Annotated in this window: 17 protein-coding genes; 9 read left to right on the top strand and 8 right to left on the bottom strand. The window is 69.5% G+C overall.

The annotated features are described in order from the left end of the window. Window positions 1-20: 20 nt before the first annotated feature. Window positions 21-1,310, bottom strand: coding sequence for an ergothioneine biosynthesis protein EgtB (egtB, locus tag CTP10_RS06845; protein ID WP_116320953.1), 1,290 nt, complete (start codon window positions 1,308-1,310; stop codon window positions 21-23). A gap of 191 nt (window positions 1,311-1,501) precedes the next feature. After that, window positions 1,502-2,122: an FMN-dependent NADH-azoreductase gene (locus tag CTP10_RS06850; RefSeq protein ID WP_116320952.1), complete on the bottom strand. Its 621-nt coding sequence runs from the start codon at window positions 2,120-2,122 to the stop codon at window positions 1,502-1,504. A 131-nt stretch (window positions 2,123-2,253) separates the two neighbouring features. On the opposite strand from CTP10_RS06850, the gene CTP10_RS06855 reads away from it, so the two are divergent. The 3 genes from CTP10_RS06855 to CTP10_RS06865 all read left to right on the top strand — a co-directional run bounded on the left by CTP10_RS06855 (window position 2,254) and on the right by CTP10_RS06865 (window position 4,428). Then, on the top strand, window positions 2,254-3,201 hold the full coding sequence (locus CTP10_RS06855) for a LysR family transcriptional regulator (RefSeq protein WP_116320951.1): 948 nt from the start codon (window positions 2,254-2,256) through the stop codon (window positions 3,199-3,201). A gap of 139 nt (window positions 3,202-3,340) precedes the next feature. Beyond that, entirely contained in the window at window positions 3,341-3,760 is a 420-nt protein-coding gene (locus tag CTP10_RS06860) for a DoxX family protein (RefSeq protein WP_116320950.1), read from the top strand. 101 nt (window positions 3,761-3,861) lie between these two features. Continuing rightward, window positions 3,862-4,428, top strand: coding sequence for a DUF4136 domain-containing protein (locus tag CTP10_RS06865; protein WP_116320949.1), 567 nt, complete (start codon window positions 3,862-3,864; stop codon window positions 4,426-4,428). A gap of 26 nt (window positions 4,429-4,454) precedes the next feature. Here the strand turns inward: CTP10_RS06865 and CTP10_RS06870 are convergent, their stop codons facing one another. Continuing rightward, window positions 4,455-5,675, bottom strand: coding sequence for an EAL domain-containing response regulator (locus tag CTP10_RS06870; RefSeq protein WP_116321068.1), 1,221 nt, complete (start codon window positions 5,673-5,675; stop codon window positions 4,455-4,457). 214 nt (window positions 5,676-5,889) lie between these two features. On the opposite strand from CTP10_RS06870, the gene CTP10_RS06875 reads away from it, so the two are divergent. Together CTP10_RS06875 and CTP10_RS06880 are read left to right on the top strand one after the other, a co-directional pair. Next, window positions 5,890-9,441, top strand: a complete 3,552-nt coding sequence (locus CTP10_RS06875) for an FtsK/SpoIIIE family DNA translocase (protein ID WP_116320948.1) — start codon at window positions 5,890-5,892, stop codon at window positions 9,439-9,441. 26 nt (window positions 9,442-9,467) lie between these two features. Then, the gene (locus CTP10_RS06880; protein ID WP_116320947.1) at window positions 9,468-9,833 is read left to right on the top strand and encodes a cupin domain-containing protein; all 366 of its coding nucleotides are present in this window, start codon (window positions 9,468-9,470) and stop codon (window positions 9,831-9,833) included. Here the strand turns inward: CTP10_RS06880 and CTP10_RS06885 are convergent. From CTP10_RS06885 to CTP10_RS06900, 4 genes are read right to left on the bottom strand one after another with little or no spacing between them, the layout of a single operon-like run. Further along, window positions 9,818-10,414, bottom strand: a complete 597-nt coding sequence (locus CTP10_RS06885) for a peroxidase-related enzyme (protein WP_116320946.1) — start codon at window positions 10,412-10,414, stop codon at window positions 9,818-9,820. The genes CTP10_RS06880 and CTP10_RS06885 overlap by 16 nt on opposite strands. Beyond that, on the bottom strand, window positions 10,411-10,944 hold the full coding sequence (locus CTP10_RS06890) for a CMD domain protein (RefSeq protein WP_116320945.1): 534 nt from the start codon (window positions 10,942-10,944) through the stop codon (window positions 10,411-10,413). Before CTP10_RS06890 ends, CTP10_RS06885 begins: the two co-directional genes overlap by 4 nt. 40 nt (window positions 10,945-10,984) lie before the next feature. Next, window positions 10,985-12,451, bottom strand: coding sequence for an FAD-dependent oxidoreductase (locus tag CTP10_RS06895; protein ID WP_116320944.1), 1,467 nt, complete (start codon window positions 12,449-12,451; stop codon window positions 10,985-10,987). Then, window positions 12,444-13,454 (bottom strand): LysR family transcriptional regulator, encoded by a 1,011-nt coding sequence (locus CTP10_RS06900; protein WP_116320943.1) that lies wholly within the window; start codon window positions 13,452-13,454, stop codon window positions 12,444-12,446. The genes CTP10_RS06895 and CTP10_RS06900 overlap by 8 nt, the downstream gene beginning before the upstream one ends. A 260-nt stretch (window positions 13,455-13,714) precedes the next feature. On the opposite strand from CTP10_RS06900, the gene CTP10_RS06905 reads away from it, so the two are divergent. After that, window positions 13,715-15,238 (top strand): glycine betaine ABC transporter substrate-binding protein, encoded by a 1,524-nt coding sequence (locus tag CTP10_RS06905; protein WP_116321067.1) that lies wholly within the window; start codon window positions 13,715-13,717, stop codon window positions 15,236-15,238. 6 nt (window positions 15,239-15,244) lie between these two features. Here CTP10_RS06905 and CTP10_RS06910 read toward each other — a convergent pair whose 3' ends face one another. After that, on the bottom strand, window positions 15,245-16,660 hold the full coding sequence (locus CTP10_RS06910; RefSeq protein ID WP_116320942.1) for an aminotransferase-like domain-containing protein: 1,416 nt from the start codon (window positions 16,658-16,660) through the stop codon (window positions 15,245-15,247). A 153-nt stretch (window positions 16,661-16,813) separates the two neighbouring features. Here CTP10_RS06910 and CTP10_RS06915 point away from each other — a divergent pair, with 153 nt between their 5' ends. Genes CTP10_RS06915 through CTP10_RS06925 form a run of 3 tightly spaced genes read left to right on the top strand, consistent with a single transcriptional unit; the run spans window position 16,814 to window position 20,304 of the window. Further along, the gene (locus CTP10_RS06915) at window positions 16,814-17,038 is read left to right on the top strand and encodes a DUF2970 domain-containing protein (RefSeq protein ID WP_116320941.1); all 225 of its coding nucleotides are present in this window, start codon (window positions 16,814-16,816) and stop codon (window positions 17,036-17,038) included. Window positions 17,039-17,088: 50 nt separating this feature from the next. After that, on the top strand, window positions 17,089-18,414 hold the full coding sequence (locus tag CTP10_RS06920; protein WP_116320940.1) for a c-type cytochrome: 1,326 nt from the start codon (window positions 17,089-17,091) through the stop codon (window positions 18,412-18,414). Between the two features lie 42 nt (window positions 18,415-18,456). Beyond that, window positions 18,457-20,304 carry an NAD(P)/FAD-dependent oxidoreductase gene (locus CTP10_RS06925; RefSeq protein ID WP_116320939.1) on the top strand — a complete coding sequence of 616 codons (1,848 nt, stop codon included), beginning with the start codon at window positions 18,457-18,459 and terminating at the stop codon, window positions 20,302-20,304. Window positions 20,305-20,306: the final 2 nt, after the last annotated feature.

A 20,306-nucleotide genomic window follows, 5' to 3' on the forward strand; every position in this document is an offset into this window, starting at 1 on the left:
CCGGAACCGCCCGACGGCAGCTAGACGTCGTCCGCCAACCGCACGCCGGTGAACTGCCAGCGCTGGTGCGGGTAGAAGAAATTGCGGTAGGTCGCCCGGATATGCGATTCGGGCGTGACGCACGACCCGCCGCGCAGCACCATCTGGCCGCTCATGAACTTGCCGTTGTACTCGCCGACCGCCCCGGCGTTGGGGCGGAAGCCAGGGTAGGGCAGGAAGGCGCTGCCGGTCCATTCCCAGACGTCGCCGAACATCTGGCGCAACACGCCGGAAGTGTTCTGCCGGTCCGGCAGCGGCCGCAGCGCGCGGCCTTCGACAAAATTCCCCGTCGCCGGCAGGCTGCGCGCGGCTTGCTCCCATTCGGCTTCAGTCGGCAGCCGGCGCTCGGCCCAGCGCGCAAAGGCGTCGGCTTCATAGAAGCTGATGTGTGTGACCGGGCTGTCAGGGTCGACCGGATGCATGCCGCGCAGCGTCATCTGCCACCACGTACCCTCACGCGCTTCCCAGTACTCCGGCGCCTGGACGCCTTGCTCGCAGACCCAGCGCCAGCCATCCGACAGCCACAGGCCGGCGGTCTGGTAGCCGCCGTCGTCGATGAACTCGAACCACTGGCGGTTGCTCACCGGATGCGAGCACAGGGTAAAGGGCTGCAGGTAGACCTTGTGGCGCGGGCCCTCGCAGTCAAAGGCAAAGGTGTCGCCGCGATGGCCAATCTCGACCACGCCGCCGTCGAAGCCGATCCAGTCGGGCGCCGGGCGCGGATCGGCGATCACCGGCTCGGGCAGCTCCGGCGCAAAGGCCGGTCGCAGCGGGTTCTGGGCGAACAGGTGCAGGATGTCGGTCAGCAACAGTTCCTGGTGCTGCTGCTCATGCTGCAGGCCCAGCGTGATCAGCGCGGCCTCGGCGTCGGTCTGGGCGCTGCCGAGCAGCGCCATCATCGATTCGTCGACGGCCTCGCGGTAGGCCAGCACCTCGTCCAGCGACGGGCGCGTCAGCAGCCCGCGCCGCGGGCGCGGATGGCGCGGGCCGACCGCTTCGTAATAGGAGTTGAACAGGTATCGGTAGTCCGGATCCACCGGCTCGTAGTCGGGGATGCGCGCGGCCAGCACGAATTCCTCGAAGAACCAGGTGGTGTGCGCCAGGTGCCATTTTGCCGGGCTGGCGTCGTCCATCGACTGCACGGTGGCATCGGCATCGGACACGTCGGCCACCAGCGTCTCGGTGCTGGCGCGGACGTGGCGATACTGCGATAGCAGGGCGGGTTCGTGCGGGGGATGGAGGGCGGCGGCGGGCAACAGGGCTGAAGTCATGCGGGCTCCCGGGTATGGATCGATCGATGACTGCGGCCGGCCGGCGCTTGCCTTGCTGCCTGCGCCAGCGTGCCGCCAATGGCACGCGGGGCGCCGTAGCGCCCCGATCCATCATAGACCCGATCCGTTGCCGGAGCGAGCAGGCGCCGTCCTACAAGGCGCGTAGCTGCTTGCTGGCTTCAGATGGCCGATCAGGCGGCCAGCCGGGTAGCGTCGTTCAGCGCCGCGGCTTCGGTGCGGGCGTTGGCCAGGCCGGCTTCGCGGAACTGCGGACCCATGGCCAGGCCGTGGGCGCGCACGTAGGTGATGTCGGTGATGCCGAGGAAGCGCAGCACCACGTCGACGGTGACTTCGTGCAGGTCCAGCGCGCTGGCGTCCTGGCGCACGCCGCCGCGCGACGACACCACAATCACGCGCTTGCCGCCGGCCAGTCCGACGGGGCCGTTCTCGGTGTACTTGAAGGTGCGGCCAGCCTGCGCGATGCGGTCGAACCAGGCCTTGAGCTGGCTCGGGATGCCGAAGTTGTACTGCGGCGCGCCAAGCACCAGCACGTCGGCGGCGAGGAACTCGGCCAGGAACTGCTCGGTGCGCTCCAGCTCGGCTTGCTGCACGGCGCTCAGGCCATCCTTGGGACCGCCCAGAACCGGCAGCAGGTTGCCCGACAGGTGCGCCGGCGCATCCTGGTCCAGGTCGCGCACGGTGACCTTGGCTTGCGGGTTGGCGGCGACGAGGTCGGCCACCACGCTGGCGGTCAGGGTGCGCGAAACGGAGTTGTCGCCGAGGACGCTGGAATCGATCTGCAGGATGTTCATGTCTTTCTCCACGAAGGTGCGGTTGCGATGGAGGAAAGATACTGGCTGGCCATTGGTATCGGTAGTGAGGCAAAATGCAAATGATTGTTCTATCGGTGCAACGCCCACCCGTTTCGGCGTGCGGAGCCTCCATGCAAGATCTCAACGACCTGTCCCTGTTTGCGCAGGTGGTGGAACACGGCAGCTTTTCGGCGGCCAGCCGCGCCACCGGCGTGCCCAAGTCGCGCCTGAGCCGGCGTATCGCCCAGCTTGAGCGCGACCTAGGCGTGCAGCTGTTGCGCCGGACTACGCGCCAGGTGCGCGTGACGCCGCTTGGCGAATCGTTCTACGAACGCTGCCGCGCCATGCTCAACGAAGCCGAGGCCGCGCGTGAAGTGATCGAGCAGGCGCGCGAGCAGCCCGGCGGCACGTTGCGCGTCAGCTGTCCGGTGGCGATCGCGCAGATCCTGCTGGCGCCGGCCATCGGGCATTTCATGCGTGCCAACCCGGCGGTGCGCATCGAACTGGAGGCCACCAACCGGCGTGTCGATGTGATCGCCGAGGGCTTCGACCTGGCGCTGCGCGTGCGCGAGGTGATGGAAGACTCGAGCCTCGCCGTGCGCACCTTCGGCGAGAGCCAGCTGATGCTGGTGGCCAGCCCCGGGCTGCTCGACAGCATCGGCCGGCCGCGCACGCCGCAGGCGCTTGACGGCATGCCCGGCGTGGGCCAGCACCCGCATGACGGCAAGCATGTCTGGACGCTGCGCTGCAAGCCCGGCGAGACCATCCAGATCGCCTATGACCCGCGCCTGGTCACCGATGAATTCGCGCTGCTGCGCGAGGCCGCGATCGCCGGCGTGGGCGTGGCCATGCTGCCGCGCATGTACTGCCGCGACGCCATCGACAGCGGCCAGCTCGAACTGCTGCTGCCGCAGTACGAGATGCCGGTCGGCATGCTGCACGCGGTGTTCCCCTCGCGCAAGGGCGTCACGCCGGCGACCCGGCGCTTCCTCGATTTCCTGGGCGAGATCCTGCCCGAGTGCGCGCGCAAGGTCGGCATGGTCGAACCGAGGCAGCCCGCCATGCACAGGGTGGTCTGAGCACCGCGCGCAAGTTCGACAATTGCGGCTTTACCTTCACGCCGGCTCGCACTAAGGTACAGGGCGGCACCTGGGCGTGAGGGTAAAGGCGCATGGCAGGGCCGGACCGTTCCCGTACAACTCGGCAAGGAGAATGGCCATGGGTGGCTCTCAGGGTTCCCAGGACTTGGGCAAGGCGCTGCTGCGCATCGTGCTTGGCGTGCTGATCCTGATGCACGGCATCGCGAAGGTGACTGGCGCATCCGGCATCGGTTTCGTGTCGAAGGTGGTCGCGGATGCGGGATTGCCGGCCTGGGTCGCCTACGGTGTCTATATCGGCGAGCTGGTGGCGCCGATCCTGCTGATCATCGGGCTGTGGAGCCGGCTGGCGGCGATCGTCGTCGCCGTCAACATGCTGTTTGCGATGTTCCTGGTGCACGCCAAGCAGTTCGGCATGCTGGCCGATACCGGCGGCTGGGCGCTGGAGCTGCAGGGCATGTTCCTTGGCGCCGCGCTGGCCGTGGCGTTGTTGGGCGCGGGCCGTCTCAGCGTGGGCGGCATCAACGGCAAGCTCAACTAGCTTCCTGCCGAATTGACGCCGCGCGGCATCGTGGCGTTCCGGTGCCGTGGGTGGGCGAGGGTGCTGCGCGGACGCATGACCGTGGCCTCTGGAGACGTATCGTGAAATCCTTCCGGCTGTCCTTTTCGCTGGTGGCGGTGGCGCTGACCGTTGCAGGCTGCGCCAGCGCCCCCGACATCAAGACCGACTACAACCGCTCGGCCAACTTCAGCGCCTACCGCAGCTTCGGCTTCGTCGAGCAGCTGGGCACCGACCGACAGGGATACGAAAGCCTGACCACCCAGTACCTGAAGGGCGCGGTGCAGCGCGAGATGACCGCGCGCGGCTACCGCTACGCGCAGCAGTCGCCCGACCTTCTGGTCAACTTCAACGCGCGCTTGCAAGAGAAGGTCCAGGTCAGCCCGGCACCGGCGCCGATGATGGGCTACTACGGCTATCGCGGCGGCCTCTATGCGCCGTGGCCCGGCTACGGCTTCTACAACGACGTCTATACCTACACCGAAGGCACGCTCAATATCGACCTGGTCGATGCCCGCGAGAAGAAGCTGGTGTGGGAAGGCGTGGCGGTGGGCAGCGTGGATACCGGCGACAAGGCCGATGCGCAGCAGCGCATCGACAAGGTTGTCGGGCAGATCTTTGCCAAGTATCCGTTCCGCGCGGGGCAATAGCCCGCTCCAGGCCGCTCCAGGCCGCGCTAGCCGGGGCGCGGCGCGCGCTCGATCGCCTCGGCGATAAAGGCGTCGACGGGTTTCGGCGCCGACCACAGGTAGCCCTGGCCGAGCGGGCAGCGCAGCGCGCGCAGGGCCGCGCGCTGACTTTCCGTTTCCACGCCTTCGGCCACGCATTCCAGCCCCAGGTCGCGCGCCATCGCGATCATGTGGCGGCAAATGGCTTCGCGCTGGCCGTGGCCGTCGATCTCCGCGACGAAATAGCGGTCCAGCTTGAGCTGGGTGAAGGGCAGGTCCGCCAGCAGCCTGAGCGTGGCAATGCCGATGCCGAAATCGTCGATCGCCACGCCGTAGCCCTTCAGCCGCAGCCGGTTCAGCGCGACCGACAGCGCCACGTCGTCACGGACGGGATACCCCTCGGTCAGTTCCACCGTCAATGCGCGCGGCGGCACGCCGCTGGCCGCCACCAGCGTATCGAGCTGGTCCAGCACGGCGGGCCGGCACAGGGTTTGCGCCGAGGCGTTGATGCCCAGCGCAATGTCGATGCCCGCCGCGTGCAACTGCCGCTGTGCCGCCAGGCACTCGCGCGCGATGAAGGCAAAGACCGGGTCGGCGGCATCCAGCGCTTCCAGGCGCGGAATAAAGGCATCGGGACGCAACAGCCCATGGACCGGATGGCGCCAGCGCACCAGCGCTTCGGCGCCGGCCAGCCGGCCGCTGGCGAGATCGTGCTGCGGCTGCAGCATCAGCAGCAGCCCGTCGCCTGAGCGCGCCGCGGCGGTCAGCTCGGCATCGTCGGGCGACCAGGCGGGCAATTGTGCGTCGTCGCCCGGCCCGGGCGCGAGCGCGGCGGCCAGGATCTCTTCCACGGCATCGCGCGACAGCGGCTTGCGCAGCGCATGCACGCGCGCAATGCCGGCGGCATGCGCCAGGCTCCGGTTCGATTCCAGGATGTCTTCGGCCAGCGCCGTGACCCAGACCCACACCGGCGGTGCCCCGGCAAATGCCTGCGCGCCGCGGCGGTGCAGGTCGGCGATCAGTTCGGGGCCGTTGCAGCCGGGCATCTCGATGTCGCACAGTACCGCGTCGAATACCTGGCCGCCGAGCAGGGCGGCGGCCTCATTGCCGCTTTCGGCGCAAACCACGGCTTGCACGCCCAATTGCCGCAGCAGTCCCTCGGCCGCGAGCCGCTGGAACGGGTGGTCTTCGACGACGAGAATGCGCAACGTGGCGAAGCGGATCGGCATGGGGAGGGGAGGGCGCGGCGCGCGCATCCTGGCATGGTAGCGCGGCACCGGCGCGTCGGCCAGCATGCCGGCTGGCGCTGCGGATTTGTCGCGATGATGCCGCGAAACCAGCGAAAACGCGCTGCGTTACGAATATTTGCGCTTTCCGATTCAATGACCCGCTGCCATACCCGCTACAATCGCTGCCCGTAGTTTTGAACATGGCATGTCGATAATGGGTTTGGGCTGGTTCGGATTTTCGACTTTCTGGGTGGTGCCGCTGGTCTGGCGGATGGCCGGGCGCTGGCTTGCCGGCGATCGCCGGCTGGCCGGGCCGGGTTCGCTGCGTACCTGGCTGGGTACGCTGGCCGTGCTGTGTGCCAGCGCCGGCCTGGAGGCGCTCACCAGCGGGGCCGACCCCGAGTCCACCGCGGGCGGTTCCGCCGGACGCGCGCTTGCCGGCATGTTCGGCAACCTGCTTGGCTGGACGGGTGCCTTGCTGCTGATGCTGGGGGTGCTGGCGCTGGCGGCACCCATGGTGTTCGGCGAAACCTGGCGCAGCCTGTTCGCGCGCAAGCCGCGCCACGCGGTGGCTCCCGATGCCGCGGCCGAGGAGCCGGCGCCGGCCTTCACCAATCCCTTCGCGAATCCCTTCACGCCGCAGGCGCCGCGCGACGCCGAACGCCGCGAGGCCGCTGCCGTCGCCCACGGCAACTGGAGCGCGCCGGCCCAGCGCCACCGCAGTTTCGAAGCAGTCTCGGCACGGCGCCAGCCCGCGTGGCAGCCGCCGCGGCGTACCCGTGAATCGCCGCCGCAGCCTGGCGAGATCTGGCTGCATGCTGCCGATGGCCCGACGGCGGGCAAGCCTGTGCGCGCTGCGGGAACCTCCGCTGCGGCGGGCGTTGCCCAGGCCGTTGCGCAGGCGGCGCCGGTACCGCGGCCCGCACCGGTTCCGGCCCCGACCCCGGCGCCACGCAAGCCCGCTGCAGCGCCGGCACCGGCCTCGGCGTCGGTGCCTGCGCGTCCTGCGCAACCACCGCGCGCGACCGTGGTCAGCAGCCCGTTCCGGCAGCCGCAGCCGCTGGTGCGCTCGTCGATCACGACATTGCCGGAGGCGCAGGCCAGGGCGGCGACTACGGCGCCATTGGCTGCGCTTTCGCCTGCCGCCGTGGCTGTGCCTGAGACGGCGGCCAGCGTTGTGCAGGCAGCGGTCGAGCCGGCGACTGCCATCGCCGAGCCCGCAGTGCCGGACACGCCGGTGGCAGAGGCCACCGCGACGGTGGCAACTCACGCGATTGTGATCGAGCCCGACACCGCGGCGCCGGTAGCTGCGGTGGAGGCGGCGGCCGTGCCGCCGGCCGTTGACGAAGTCATTGCCGACACTGACGCCGCCACGCTGGCAGCGATCCGGCAGGAAGCGCTGGACCTGCTGGCCGAGTTGCAGGCGCTGGCGCGCAAGGCTATCGCGCAGCCCGCGCCAGTCCCGGAAGTCACCGAAGTCCCTGAAGTCACCGAAGCCCCGGAAAGCGCCGAGATCACGCCGGCCGTGGACGACCTTGCCGACGCAACCGCTGGTGCGGCCGATATCGATGCTTCGCCACAGGTCGAGGCAGACGAAACACAGCCGGAAAGCCAGTCAGTAGTGTCCGCCGAGCCGTCTGATGACATTGCCGATGCCGATGCCGATACCGATGCCGATGCCGTGGCACAGGCGGTTATTACCTCGGCGATGGAGGAGGGGAGCGGGGCTGCACCGGTCTCGGCCGACCCCGTCGCTGACCGGGACACGGAAACGCCGATGGACGGTAACGGCCTCGTAGGCGAAGCCCTTGCCGATACGGAAACAGTTGAAGCTGCTGGCGAGGCGGAGGTTGTTGAGGCCGCTGGGGTCGTTGAAGCCGCTGCGGTTGTTGAGGCCGCCGAGGTCGTTGAACCTGCTGAGGTTGTGGAGGCCGCTGAACCCGCTGAGGTAGTAGAGGCAGTAGAGGCAGTTGACTCTGTTGAAACAGTCGAGTCATCTGCGGCCACCGAGCCTGAGGAAGAGGTAGCGGCCACCGTGGTCGAGGCGGCAGCAGAACCTGCAGAAGCCACCGCCGTAGCCGAGCCGGCAACGCCCGAGATCGCCTTGCCCGTGGCCAAGCCCCGCATCGTCCTGCCGGCCGTGGTCGGCCGGACGGTGCCGCTGGCCGCGACACAGCTCGCTCCCGCACCCGCACCCGCCCCGGCTCCCGCCCCGGCTCCCGCCCCGGCTCCCGCCCCGGCTCCCGCCCCGGCTCACGTGCCGCCCGCTCCCCGCCCGCCGGTGGACTACCGCCTGCCGCCCGCCGACCTGCTGGAAAACCAGGTCGACAGCGGCGAACAGGTGTCGGAAGAACGCTTGCGCGAAACCGGTGAACTGATCGCGCAGCGGCTGGCCGAGTTCAAGGTGCCCGTCGCCGTGGTCGGCGCCGATGCCGGCCCGGTCATCACGCGCTTCGAGGTAGAGCCCGCCATGGGCGTGCGTGGCGCGCAAGTCGTCGGCCTGATGAAGGACCTGGCCCGCGCGCTCGGCGTGACCTCGATCCGCGTGGTCGAGACCATCCCCGGCAAGACCTGCATGGGCCTGGAGCTGCCCAATGCGCGCCGGCAGATGATCCGGCTGTCCGAGATCGTCAAGGCCGCCTCGTTCCAGGCGCACCATTCGCGCCTGGTGCTGGCGATGGGCAAGGACATCACCGGCAACCCGGTGGTCACCGACCTGGCGCGCGCGCCGCACTTGCTGGTGGCAGGTACCACCGGCTCGGGCAAGTCGGTCGCGGTCAACGCGATGATCCTGTCGATGCTGTACAAGGCCACGCCGGAAGAAGTGCGCCTGATCATGATCGACCCCAAGATGCTCGAGTTGTCGGTCTATGAGGGCATTCCGCACCTGCTGTCGCCGGTGGTAACCGACATGAAGCAGGCCGCGCACGCGCTTAACTGGTGCGTCGGCGAGATGGAAAAGCGCTACAAGCTGATGTCGGCGCTGGGCGTTCGCAACCTGGCCGGCTACAACCAGAAGATCCGCGCCGCCGAGGCTGCCGAGCGCAAGGTGCCCAACCCGTTCTCGCTGACGCCGGAGGCGCCCGAGCCGCTGTCGAGGCTGCCGATGATCGTGGTGGTGATCGATGAACTGGCCGACCTGATGATGGTCGCCGGCAAAAAGATCGAAGAACTGATCGCGCGCCTGGCCCAGAAGGCCCGCGCCGCCGGCATTCACCTGATCCTGGCGACGCAGCGCCCGTCGGTCGACGTGATCACGGGGCTGATCAAGGCCAATATCCCGACGCGGGTGGCATTCCAGGTCTCGTCCAAGATCGATTCGCGCACCATCCTCGACCAGATGGGCGCTGAAAGCCTGCTGGGCCAGGGCGACATGCTGTTCCTGCCGCCGGGCACCGGCTACCCGCAGCGCGTGCATGGCGCCTTCGTCGCCGACGAGGAAGTGCACCGCGTGGTGGAGCACTGGAAGCAGTTCGGCGAGCCGGACTACGATGAAGCCATCCTGGCCGGCGACCCGGCCGAAGCCAGCAGCGCCGACCTGTTCGGCGAGGGCGGCGGCGATGGCGAAGCCGACCCGCTGTACGACGAAGCCGCGTCCTTCGTGCTGACCAGCCGGCGCGCCTCGATCTCCGCGGTGCAGCGCCAGCTGCGCATCGGCTACAACCGCGCGGCGCGGCTGATCGAGCAGATGGAAGCCGCCGGGCTGGTGTCGCCGATGGGCCGCAACGGCGCGCGCGACGTGCTGGCGCCGGGGCCGGCGGACTGACGCAACGTTACCTGCCGGAGAACGCGATGGCGCTCGAGCATGGAAGCCTGCTGGCCGATGTGCCGGTGAACCTGATGGAAGAAGTGTTCCAGCCGCTGCTGGCGCGGCCGGGCCTGAAGATCGAGCGGATCGTCTCCAACGGGCAGGCCAGTCCGCAAGGGTCCTGGTATGACAGCGCGGAAGGGGAATGGGTGTTGCTGGTCAGCGGCAGTGCCGCGCTGGAAGTGGAAGGCGAGCCGGCATTGCGGGTGATGCAGCCGGGGCAATGGCTGCATCTGCCCGCGCATTGCCGGCATCGGGTGGCGTGGACGGATGCGGCGCAGCCTACGGTGTGGCTGGCCGTGCATTACGATGCCGCCGACAAGGCGGCTGCGCCTCAGCGCGCTGACTGATCCGGAAACACCGGCTCCCCCAGATTCAGCATCAACCGGTTCGCCCACGCAAAGATTGCAACCGAGTGGATCAGGTCTAGGATCTCCGCATCCGACACCCCCACATCGCGCAGCGGCTTGAGCTGTGCCGCCGTCACCTCCGCCGGCCGCTCCGTCAGTTCGATCGAGAACTGCGCGATCGCCTTTTCCCGCGCCGTGGTGCCCGCCGTGCGCGGGTCCTCGAACACCTCCTTGATCACGTCGTTGCGCTTGGCCAGTTGCTCGAAGCGCTGTGCATGCACCGATGCGCAATACACACAGCCATTGATGCGCGACACCACCGTGGTGGCCAGCTCGCGCTCGGCGCGCGGCATGCCGCCGGGCGCGTACATGATGGCGTTGAAAGCGGTGGAACGCTGGCGCAGGATCTCGGGCTGGTGCACCAGGAAGCGGTAATAGTCCTGCACCTTGGCCTTGGGATGGCTTTCTTCGAGAACGGCAATCTGCTCGGGCGTGGCCTGGTCCAGTTCGACGATATCGAGCCAGGCCTTCCAGTCCAGCACTTCATTGGTAAAACCGTGGGATTGGATGATCTCGCTCATGCCTGGGCTCCTGCGTTGTCATTCAAGTCCTTCAGGGCGTCCAGTCCGGCGACGAGGCGGACCTGGTACGACAGGAAGGCAATCAGCTGCGCCAGCGTAACCACGGCGGGCGTGCTCAGGCCCGCGGCGGGCAGCGCCTGCAGCGCGGCCTGGTCGCCTTCGACGGGCTTTTCGATCAGCGTGCGGGTGAAAACGAGTATCGCGTGCAGGCGCGGGTCGGCGATGTCCTGCGGCTGCCCTTCGGCGGCGGCGCGCACCTGCGCGGCTTCGGCGCCGAGTTGTTCCAGCCGCGCGCGGTAGTGCGCCGCCAGCGCCGCGGACGGCGTCAGCCGTGCCGCGTACAGCGCGACCAGCAGGCGTTCTGCGAGCGACAGGCCGGGCAGGGCCGGGTCGAACAGGGCGTCATAGCTGCCTTGCGTGGCGGCCACGACCTTGTTGCGCTGGTGGCGCAGCGCATGGGTGGCGCTGCCGGGCGCCAGGCCGGTGAGCTGGTCGATCAGGTCGACCGCGGGGGCGGAGGTCTGGGTCATCGGACTCTCTTGGTTCGGGTATCGGTTCAAAGGGTTACGGTCAGGCCTGCGCGGTGCGCAGTGCCGGCGGCAGCGCCGGGGTCCATTCGTCGCCGAAGACTTCAGGTTCGGCAAAGGCCTGCAGCGCTGCGTAGTGCAGTTCGACGTCTTCCTGGTACAGCAGCGCGGCGATGCCCTGGCCGAGCCGGCGCGCGCCGTCGCTGATCGCCGGGATATCGCCGGAAATGGTGCCGTGCGACAGCGCCGCCGGGTAGCAGAAGCAGTGGATACGCGACAGGCCCGGGCACGCGCCCGGGGTTTTTTCCTGGAATTCAAAGGATTCGCCCAGGTCCGGCGAATCGGACAGTTCGCGGTCTTCCTGCCCTGCCGGCGGCACGTAGCGGTCGCGCCAGTAGCGGATATGCGGGGCAAAGGCGGCAAATTCCCGCCGCGTATCCAGGTCAATGCGGAAGCCGGTCGAGAAGATCAGGAAATCGAGTTCGAAGGTGCCTTGCGGCGTCCTGGCGACGAGCACGTCGCCACGCATTTCGACCGATTCCAGCGCCGCGCCCAGGTTGAAATGCGCATTGGCATGACCCGACACGCGCAGCGTGCTGCCGCGCGGCGGCGGCACCTGCTCGGCGTTGATGTAATGGCGCAGCCGCCATTTCCAGGCATCCGGCAGGCCATAGTGGCCGTGGGTCAGGCCCGGGTTGCCGGCGCCCTTGCTCTTGTTGACGCGCGGGATGTCCTGGCGCCGAACCAGCATCTCGACGCTGGCAGCGCCGGCTTCAAGCGCGGTGGCGGCGCTGTCCATCGCCGACGCACCGGCGCCGACCACACCCACGCGCTTGCCGCGCAGCGTGGCGTAGTCCATCTCGTCGGACGAATGCGCCCACAGCTGGCGCGGCAGCGCATGCGCCAGCGGCGGCACGTAGGCGCCGCCGAGGCCATCGCGGCCGGTCGCCAGCACCACGCGGCGCGCGAGGACAGTCAGCGGGCCGTCGGGGCCCTGCATCGACAGCGACACCAGGCCATCGGCGCGCGGCACGATCTGTTCGACGCGGTGCTCGTTGCGGATATCGAGCTCCAGCACCTGTCGATACCAGCGCAGGTAGTCCATCCACTGCAACCGCGGGATCTTGTCCAGCGCCTGCCACGCAGCGTCTCCGAACTGCGCCTCGAACCAGGCGCGGAAGGTCAGCGCCGGCAGGCCCAGCGCCGGGCCGGTCAGCTGCTTGGGCGAACGCAGTGTTTCCATGCGCGCCGTGGTGGCCCAGGGGCCTTCGAAGCCGGCCGGCGCGCGGTCGAAGGCGCGCACGCGGATGCCAAGGTGCGCCAGCGTGGCGCTGGCCGCCAGGCCAGCCATGCCGCCGCCGATCACGGCGACGTCCAGCACGTCATGGCCGTCGTGGGTACGTGGCATGGTCCACGGTTTGGCGGGTAGTTCCAGCCAGGACAGGTCCTGGCGCAGGCGTGCCTCGAGTGCGGACAGGCCGGCGGGGGTGGGAGTGGTTGGGTCAGTCATGGCTGGGAAGGTCGGTATCTGGTGAAAGCAAGTCGGTGCCATCGCTGGCGTCTCCGTACAGCGATTGCAGCAGCGCGCCGTGCTCGGCCGGGTCGCGCATCAGCAGGTCAGGCAGCAGCGCCGCGGCGGCATCGGCCACCGCCTGCACCAGCCCCAGCACCGCGGTACTGGCCGGGCGCGCCTGCGGCGTGATGACGCCGAAATAGAACGGGATATCCGCGTCGATCGGGCGCACGGCAATGTCGGTCAGCGGCAGCCCGCGCGCGGTCACGGGCTCCAGCAGCGCGATGCCGAGGCCGGCGCGCACCAGCGTCAGCGCGTTGATCGAGGTGTTGGTGTCGATCACGCCGGCCGCCGGCACGCCCGCACTGGCCAGCGCCCGGTCCACGCGGCGGCGCAGCCGGTAGGGGTTGTGCATGGTCACGATGCGGCGCGCGCGGCAATCCTGCAGCGAGACCGACGCTTGCGCCGCGAGCGCATCGCTGGCCCGCACCGCCGCCACGCAAGCCGACTGGCCAATCCAGTGCACGGTCACGCCGCGGTGCTCGAGCGGCAGGCTGTTTAGGCCGATGTCGGCGGCACCAGTCAGCACGGCATGCACCACCTGTTCCGGCGACACGCCTTGCACGGCCACCCGTTCCGGCGCGCACAGGCCGCGCTCGAACGCCAGCGCCAGCGCGGGCGGCAGCAGGCCCGCGGCCAGTGCCGGCGTGGCCGCGATGCGCAGTGGCCGGCCGTCGCCGCGCGCCAGCGCCGCGGCGCGGTTGCGGATCTGCTGCATGCCGGCCAGCGTCTGCTCGACCTCGTCGTAGAGCAGGAAGCCTTGCTCGGTCGGACTGACACGCGGGCCGCTGCGCGTAAACAGCGCAAAGCCGAGTTCGGCCTCCAGCTCCTGGATCAGGCGCGTGATGGCCGGCTGCGAGCGGCCCAGCAGGCGCCCCGCGGCGGTGACGCTGCCGGTGGTCACGACGGCGGCGAAGGCTTCCAGTTGCCGGATTTCCATTGGCGTTGGCTATGTATGTGTAAATTGGATTCTGACGTGCTCATCATGCAAATGGCAAATACTATTTCGGGATATGGCTATGCCGCAGCTATGATGTAGAGATGCCGGGCGCACACCGGCCCACCAAAGTGACCCCACAGAAGGACCCCACCAAAGGACCCCACCAAAGGACCCCACCAAAGGACCCCACCAAAGGACCCATTAAAAGGACGGATGTTTTGGCCTGGCTCCGTGGCAATCAGCAGAAGGACGGCACGCCCATGCTCTGGCGCATCGCGCTTTGGGTGCTCGCCGCGGCACTCGCTGGCGTGGGGCCAGCCAAGGCGGCCGACCCCTTGCGGGTCGGCTCCAAGCGCTTTACCGAGTCCTACATCCTTGGCGAACTGCTGACGCAGGCCGCCGGACCGCGCGGCATCGCGCAGCACCAGCAGGGGCTGGGCAATACTGCGATCGTGTTCGAGGCGCTCAAGGCCGGCAGCATCGACCTGTATCCCGACTACACCGGCACGCTCGCTGCCGAGATTCTGAAGCTGCCGCCGGGCGCCGGCCTGGATGCAATCCAGCGGGCACTGGCCCCGCTGGGGCTGGGCGCCGCGATCCCGCTCGGCTTCGAAAACACCTATGCACTGGCCGTCTCCGATACCCGCCCGCCCCACCTGCGCCGTCTCAGCGACCTGGCCGCCCAGCCGCGGCTGCGGCTGGGCCTGTCGCACGAGTTCCTCGGCCGGGCGGACGGCTGGCAGGGCCTTGCCAGCCGCTATCGCCTGCCGCAGCATCCGATCGGGCTGGACCACGGCGTTGCCTATGAGGCGCTGGCTGCAGGGCAGGTCGATGCGATCGACATCTATTCGACCGACGCCAAGATCCTCAAGTACCGGTTGCGCGTGCTGGAGGACGACCGGCGCTATTTCCCGCGCTATGACGCCGTGGTGGTGTACCGCCTGGACCTGCCGCAGCGCTTCCCGCAGGCGTGGCAGGCGCTGCAGCGCTTGTCGGGCCGCATCAGCGCGGCCGACATGGTGGCGATGAACGCGGCGGCGGAGATCGACCGCAAGCCGTTCGATGCCGTCGCGCGCGAGTTCCTGGCGCATGGCTCGAATCCCGGCAACCCGGCCGCAGTGCCGGCGTCCGCGGCTTCAGGCAGCAACGATCGCCGCCTGCTGGGCGCGCTGCTTGGCCCCGACACCAACCGGCTGGCACGGCGCCATGTCGGCCTGGTGGCCGGTGCGGTCGGCGCTGCCACGCTGGCCGGCGTGCCGCTGGGCATTTTGGCCGCGCGCCGCCGGCGCACCGGGCAAGTGGTGCTGGGCGCCGTCAGTGTGCTGCAGACCGTGCCGTCGCTGGCCTTGCTGGCGATGCTGATCCCGCTGCTGGGCCGCATCGGCGTGTGGCCGGCGCTGGTGGCGCTGTTCCTGTATGCGCTGCTGCCGATCGTGCGCAACACCGCCACCGGACTGGAGCAGGTGTCGCCGGGCATGCGCGACGCGGCGCGCGCGCTGGGCCTGCGCAGCGGCCAGGTATTGCGCTATGTCGAATTGCCGCTGGCGCTGCCGGTGCTGCTGGCCGGCGTCAAGACCGCCGCCATCATCAGCGTGGGCACGGCCACCATCGCGGCTTTCGTCGGCGCCGGCGGATTTGGCGAGCGCATCGCCACCGGGCTGGCGCTTAACGACACCACGCTGCTGCTGGCCGGCGCGATCCCGGCGGCGGCGCTGGCGCTCGTCGTGCAGGCCGCGTTCGAGACGCTGGAATGGGCGCTGCGCCGCCACCGCGACGCGCGCTGACGGGGCTCAGGCGGACTGTTGCGCGATCAGCCGCCCGAGCGTGGCAATCGCCGCCTCCGCCTCGTCGTTCCACAAATGCCCGTAGTTGAGCCGGATGCAGTTGCGGTAGCCCTGCCGCGCCGAGAAGATCGGCCCCGGCGCCAGCCCGATGCCGGCCTCCAGCGCGGCATGGTGCAGCGCCAGCGCGTCAAAACCCGGCGCAAACTCGACCCACAGGAAGTACCCGCCATCCGGACGCGACACGCGCACGCCTTCCGGAAAATGCCGGCCGATGGCGTCGAGCATCTGGCCCTGCTGCATCTCCAGCACATGGCGCAGGCGGCGCAGGTGCTTGTCGTAGCCGCCGTGCTGCAGGTACTCGGCCAGCGCCACTTGGGTCGGCACGCCGGCCGACAGCGTGGTCATCAGCTTGAGCCGCTGGATCGCCTCGCCGAAGCGGCCCGGCGCCACCCAGCCGATGCGGAACCCTGGCGACAGCGTCTTCGAGAACGAACTGCAATGCATGACGAGCCCTTGCGTATCGAAGGCCTTGGCCGGCAGCGGGCAGCGGTTGCCGAAGTAAAGCTCGCCATAGACGTCGTCCTCGATCAGCGGCACCTGGTGGCGCGCGAGCAGGGCTACCAGCGCCTTCTTCTTGTCTTCCGACATGCTGGCGCCGAGCGGATTCTGGAACTGCGTCATGAACCAGCAGGCCTTGATCGGGTGGCGCGACAGCGCGTTGTCGAGCGCGCCCAGGTCGATGCCCTCGGCCGGATCGACCGGGATCTCCAGCGCCTTGAGCCGCAGCCGCTCCAGCGCCTGCAGCGCGGCATAGAAGCCCGGCGACTCGATCGCGACCACGTCGCCCGGCTGGGTCACGGCCATCAGGCACAGGTTCAGCGCCTCCAGCGCGCCGTTGGTGACGACCAGGTCTTCGGCTGGCTGCGGCGCGCCCGCGCCGAGGTAGCGCAGCGCGATCTGCCGGCGCAGCGCGGTGTTGCCGGGCGGAAGGTCGTTGACCGAATACCACGGATCCAGCGCACGGCCGGCGCGCGCCAGCGACTTGCCCAGCCGCTCCCACGGGAACAGCTCGGGCGACGGGAAGGCCGAGCCGAACTGCACCAGCTTGCGGTCGCGCGCGCCCTCCAGCACCGCGAACACCAGCTTGGAGATGTCGACCTGGGTCGAAACCTGCCGCGACGGCCGCGCCTGCGGCTGTGGCATATCGCGCCGTGCCGGCCCCGCCACGTAGTAGCCGGAACGCTCGCGCGCGCGCACCAGGCCGCGCTCCTCCAGCCGGTAGTAAGCCTGGAACGCGGTGGAGGGGCTGACGCCGTATTGCGCCACGGTCTTGCGGATCGATGGCAGGCGCGTGCCTGGGGGCAGGCTGCCGTTGCGGATATCGGCGGCCAGGGTCTCGGCGAGGGCTTCGTACCGTTTCATGGAGCGCTGTCGGGAGCGGAGGGCGGTCGTGCCATTATCGCCGCGTGCGGCCAACTGATACGTAAATTTTCCCGGTATCTGATGCTGTTACGGCTGGCGCCTGACGGCCATAATCGGTCCTGACCGCCAGAGGCATTTCTGCAAGGAGAGGCAATGAACCCATTCAGGCTGTTGCGGACCGTGCTGTGGGGCTTCTTTGGCCTGCGCAAGGGCCAGGAGCACCAGCGCGACCTGGAAAACCTGCGTCCCGTCCCGCTGATCCTGACCGGCGTGGCCGTCGCCGCCGGGCTGGTGGTCTGCCTGGTGCTGGCCGCCAACTGGGCCGTTTCCACGGCATCATCAGCGGCAACCGCGGTGCCGACGGTGACGATGGCCTGAGCGGCAGCGTCACGCGACTTATCCACCACAACGAAAAACTGACTGTCCCCATGTTTCGCCCGACCGGGCGGCATCGCGCCGCCGCATTGCTGCCGGCGCAATGGCTGCCCTGGCTGTGGCTATCCCTCGCACTGCTGCTTGCGTGGCCGGTCCGCCCGGCACTGGCTGCCGGCGCCACCGATGCACAGCAGGTCGAGCGAGGCCGCTACCTCGCGCGCGTCGCCAACTGCGCCGCATGCCATACCCGCGAAGGCGGCAAGCCGTTTGCCGGCGGCTTGCCAATCCGCACCGCCGTCGGCACCCTCCACTCGACCAATATCACCCCCGACGCCACCACCGGCATCGGCGCCTATACCTTGGCCGAATTCGACCGCGCGCTGCGGCAGGGCGTGGCGCGCGACGGCAAGCGCCTTTATCCGGCCATGCCGTACCCGTCCTACGCGCGCATGCGCGCCGACGACGTGGCCGCGCTGTATGCCTACCTGCGCGCGGAAGTCGGGCCGGTGGCGCAGACCAACACGGCGCCGCAGCTTCGCTTTCCGTACGGCATGCGCTCGCTGCTGTCGGTGTGGAACCTGCTGTTCCTTGACGATGACCCGGTGCGCACCGAGCCCGCGCGCGGAGACGCATGGAACCGCGGCGCCTACCTGGTGCAGGCGGTGGCCCACTGCGGCGCCTGCCATACGCCGCGCGGCCGGCTGTTCGCGGAGAAGGGCCTGGACGAGCGCAGCCGCCACTTCCTGTCCGGCGCCAGCGTGGAAGGCTGGTCCGCGACCAACCTGACCGGCGACCAGATCACCGGCCTGGGCGCCTGGTCGCGCGCGGACATCGCCGAGTTCCTGCGCACCGGGCGCAACGGTCATGCGACCTCGTTCGGGCCGATGTCCACCGTCATCTCCACCGCCACGCAGTACATGAGTCCGGCCGACCTCGATGCCGTGGCGGCCTACCTCAAGTCGCTGCCCGGCGCGCGTGGGGAGGACAAGCCGTTCCGCCCCGATCCGGCCACCGCGCGGCAATTGCAGCAGGGCCGCTTCGACTTGCCGGGCGCGCGCCAGTACGCGGTGTACTGCATGCCGTGCCATGGCGCAGACGGCAAGGGCTTCGCGCGCGTGTTCCCGCCGCTGGCCGGCAACCCGACCGTGGCCGATCCCGATCCGGCCTCGCTGGTCAACCTGCTGCTCGATGGCGCCGTGACCGCGCGCGTCGGCACCGCCGCCACCGACTACCACATGCCCGGCTATGGCTGGACGCTGGACGACCAGGAACTGGCCAGCGTGCTGACTTTTATCCGGGGCGGCTGGGGCAACCGTGCCGGCCCGGTGACCGAAGCCGAAGTCGCCGCGCGGCGCAAGGCGCTGGCGGCACAGCGCTGAGGCCAGGCGTTCCGGCACGCACCGATTACCGATGAGCATCCGATGACGATCACGCGCAGAGACTTCCTCAACGGCACCGCGTTGACCATTGCCGCCGGGCTGGCCCCGGTGCAATGGGTGAATGCACAGCAGGGCGGGGCGGCCAGCCCTGGCTACCCTCCGTCACTGACTGGCCTGCGCGGCAATCACGAGGGGACTTATACGCTGGCCCACAGCCTGGCGCGCGAGGGGGCGAAGTATCCCGTGGTGCTGGCGCGCGAGGCCTTCGACCTGGTCGTGGTCGGCGGCGGACTGAGCGGACTGGCCGCGGCGTGGTTCTACCGGCGCCGCTTCGGCGCCGCCCGGCGCATCCTGATCCTGGACAACCACGACGACTTCGGCGGCCATGCCAAGCGCAATGAATTCACGGTGCGCGGCAAGCGGCTGGTGACCTACGGCGGCAGCGCCGAGATGCCGCCCGGCGCGGTCAGTGACGCCGCCATGCGTGAGTTGCTGGCCGGCATCGGCCTCGATCCCGCGCGCCCGCCGGCGGGCACGCCGTCAGACCCATATGCCGCACTGGGCATGGGTCGCGCGGTGTTCTTCGATGCCGAGCATTTCGGCCGCGACCAGTGGGTCGGCGGCGATCCCTTCGGCGAGCTGTTTGATGCACGCAGTGGCCTGCGCGCGCAGGGCGCTGACGCCGTGGCCCTGCAGCGCTTCCTCGACCTGGCGCCGCTGCCCGCGGCGGACCGCGCCGCGCTGTCCCGCCTGGCTGCCGGCACCGCCGACTACTTGCCCGGCCTGGAAGGCACTGCCCGCGCCGCTGCGCTGCGCACCATGCGCTACGCCGCCTTCCTGCGCGACAAGGCCGGACTCGGCCTGCCAGGGCTGCGCTTCCTGCGCAGCCGCAGCAACGACGCCTATGCGCTCGATGCCGACGGCATATCGGTGGCTGACGCCATCGCGATCGGGTTGCCCGCCGGCGCCAGCATGCCCGCGCCGGCGGGCAACCCCAGGCTGGGCAAGTCGCCCGCCTCGCGGCTGTGGTTCCCGGATGGCAACGCCTCGCTGGCGCGGCTGCTGGTGCACAGCCTGATTCCCGGCGTGGCGTCGTTTGGCACCCCGGTCGACGTGGCCGGCGCCGCCTTCGACTACAGCCGGCTGGACCGCGACGGCGCGCCGGTGCGGCTGCGCCTGAACAGCACCGCGATCGCGGTCGAGCCCGACGGCAACATCACCCGGGTGACCTACGGATGGAGCGGCAACCTGCATCGGGTCGAGGCGCGCCATGTGGTGCTGGCCGGCTACAACATGATGATCCCGCACCTGCTGCCGTCGCTGCCAGCGGCGCAGAAGGCGGTGCTGCGCGACGAGGCCAAGGCGCCGCTGGTCTACACCAAAGTGGCGCTGGACCACTGGCAGGCCTTCGCCACACTGCGCACGCGGCGCATCCATGCACCCGCCATGCCGTACAGCGACCTGTGGCTGGAGCCGCCCGCGGGCACCCGCCCGTCCGACCCCGCGGTGCTGCACATGCTTTATGTGCCAACCGTGCCCGACAGCGGCATGCGCGCGCGCGAGCGCTTCCGCGCCGGGCGGGCCTTCCTGCTCGGCACGCCGTTCGACGCGCTGGAGCGCGACATCCGCACGCAGCTGGACCGGATGCTGGCGCCGGCCGGCTTCAGCGCCAGCAAAGTGATCCGCGGCATTACGGTGAACCGCTGGGCGCACGGCTACAGCTATATGCCGGACAGCGTGGCCGGCGAAAACGTGGCTGCCGATGCGGCCTGGCCGAATCTGGCGGGGCTTGGCAACGTCAGCATTGCCAATAGCGACAACGCCGGGAGCCCGTCGGTGACGGCGGCGGTCAGCCAGGGCAAGCGGGCGGTGGAGCGGCTGCCGGGGTAACA

The sequence above is a fragment of the Cupriavidus sp. P-10 genome, assembly GCF_003402535.2.
Classification (GTDB): domain Bacteria; phylum Pseudomonadota; class Gammaproteobacteria; order Burkholderiales; family Burkholderiaceae; genus Cupriavidus.

Coding starts and splice junctions, on each gene's coding strand:
- CTP10_RS06890 (WP_116320945.1), bottom strand. CDS start 10,944: ATGACCCAGACCTCCGCCCCCGCGGTCGACCTGATCGACCAGCTCACC.
- CTP10_RS06885 (WP_116320946.1), bottom strand. CDS start 10,414: ATGAGCGAGATCATCCAATCCCACGGTTTTACCAATGAAGTGCTGGAC.
- CTP10_RS06900 (WP_116320943.1), bottom strand. CDS start 13,454: ATGGAAATCCGGCAACTGGAAGCCTTCGCCGCCGTCGTGACCACCGGC.
- CTP10_RS06925 (WP_116320939.1), top strand. CDS start 18,457: ATGACGATCACGCGCAGAGACTTCCTCAACGGCACCGCGTTGACCATT.
- CTP10_RS06895 (WP_116320944.1), bottom strand. CDS start 12,451: ATGACTGACCCAACCACTCCCACCCCCGCCGGCCTGTCCGCACTCGAG.
- CTP10_RS06880 (WP_116320947.1), top strand. CDS start 9,468: ATGGCGCTCGAGCATGGAAGCCTGCTGGCCGATGTGCCGGTGAACCTG.
- CTP10_RS06910 (WP_116320942.1), bottom strand. CDS start 16,660: ATGAAACGGTACGAAGCCCTCGCCGAGACCCTGGCCGCCGATATCCGC.
- CTP10_RS06860 (WP_116320950.1), top strand. CDS start 3,341: ATGGGTGGCTCTCAGGGTTCCCAGGACTTGGGCAAGGCGCTGCTGCGC.
- CTP10_RS06905 (WP_116321067.1), top strand. CDS start 13,715: ATGCTCTGGCGCATCGCGCTTTGGGTGCTCGCCGCGGCACTCGCTGGC.
- CTP10_RS06855 (WP_116320951.1), top strand. CDS start 2,254: ATGCAAGATCTCAACGACCTGTCCCTGTTTGCGCAGGTGGTGGAACAC.
- CTP10_RS06870 (WP_116321068.1), bottom strand. CDS start 5,675: ATGCCGATCCGCTTCGCCACGTTGCGCATTCTCGTCGTCGAAGACCAC.
- CTP10_RS06850 (WP_116320952.1), bottom strand. CDS start 2,122: ATGAACATCCTGCAGATCGATTCCAGCGTCCTCGGCGACAACTCCGTT.
- CTP10_RS06875 (WP_116320948.1), top strand. CDS start 5,890: ATGGGTTTGGGCTGGTTCGGATTTTCGACTTTCTGGGTGGTGCCGCTG.
- CTP10_RS06920 (WP_116320940.1), top strand. CDS start 17,089: ATGTTTCGCCCGACCGGGCGGCATCGCGCCGCCGCATTGCTGCCGGCG.
- CTP10_RS06915 (WP_116320941.1), top strand. CDS start 16,814: ATGAACCCATTCAGGCTGTTGCGGACCGTGCTGTGGGGCTTCTTTGGC.
- egtB (WP_116320953.1), bottom strand. CDS start 1,310: ATGACTTCAGCCCTGTTGCCCGCCGCCGCCCTCCATCCCCCGCACGAA.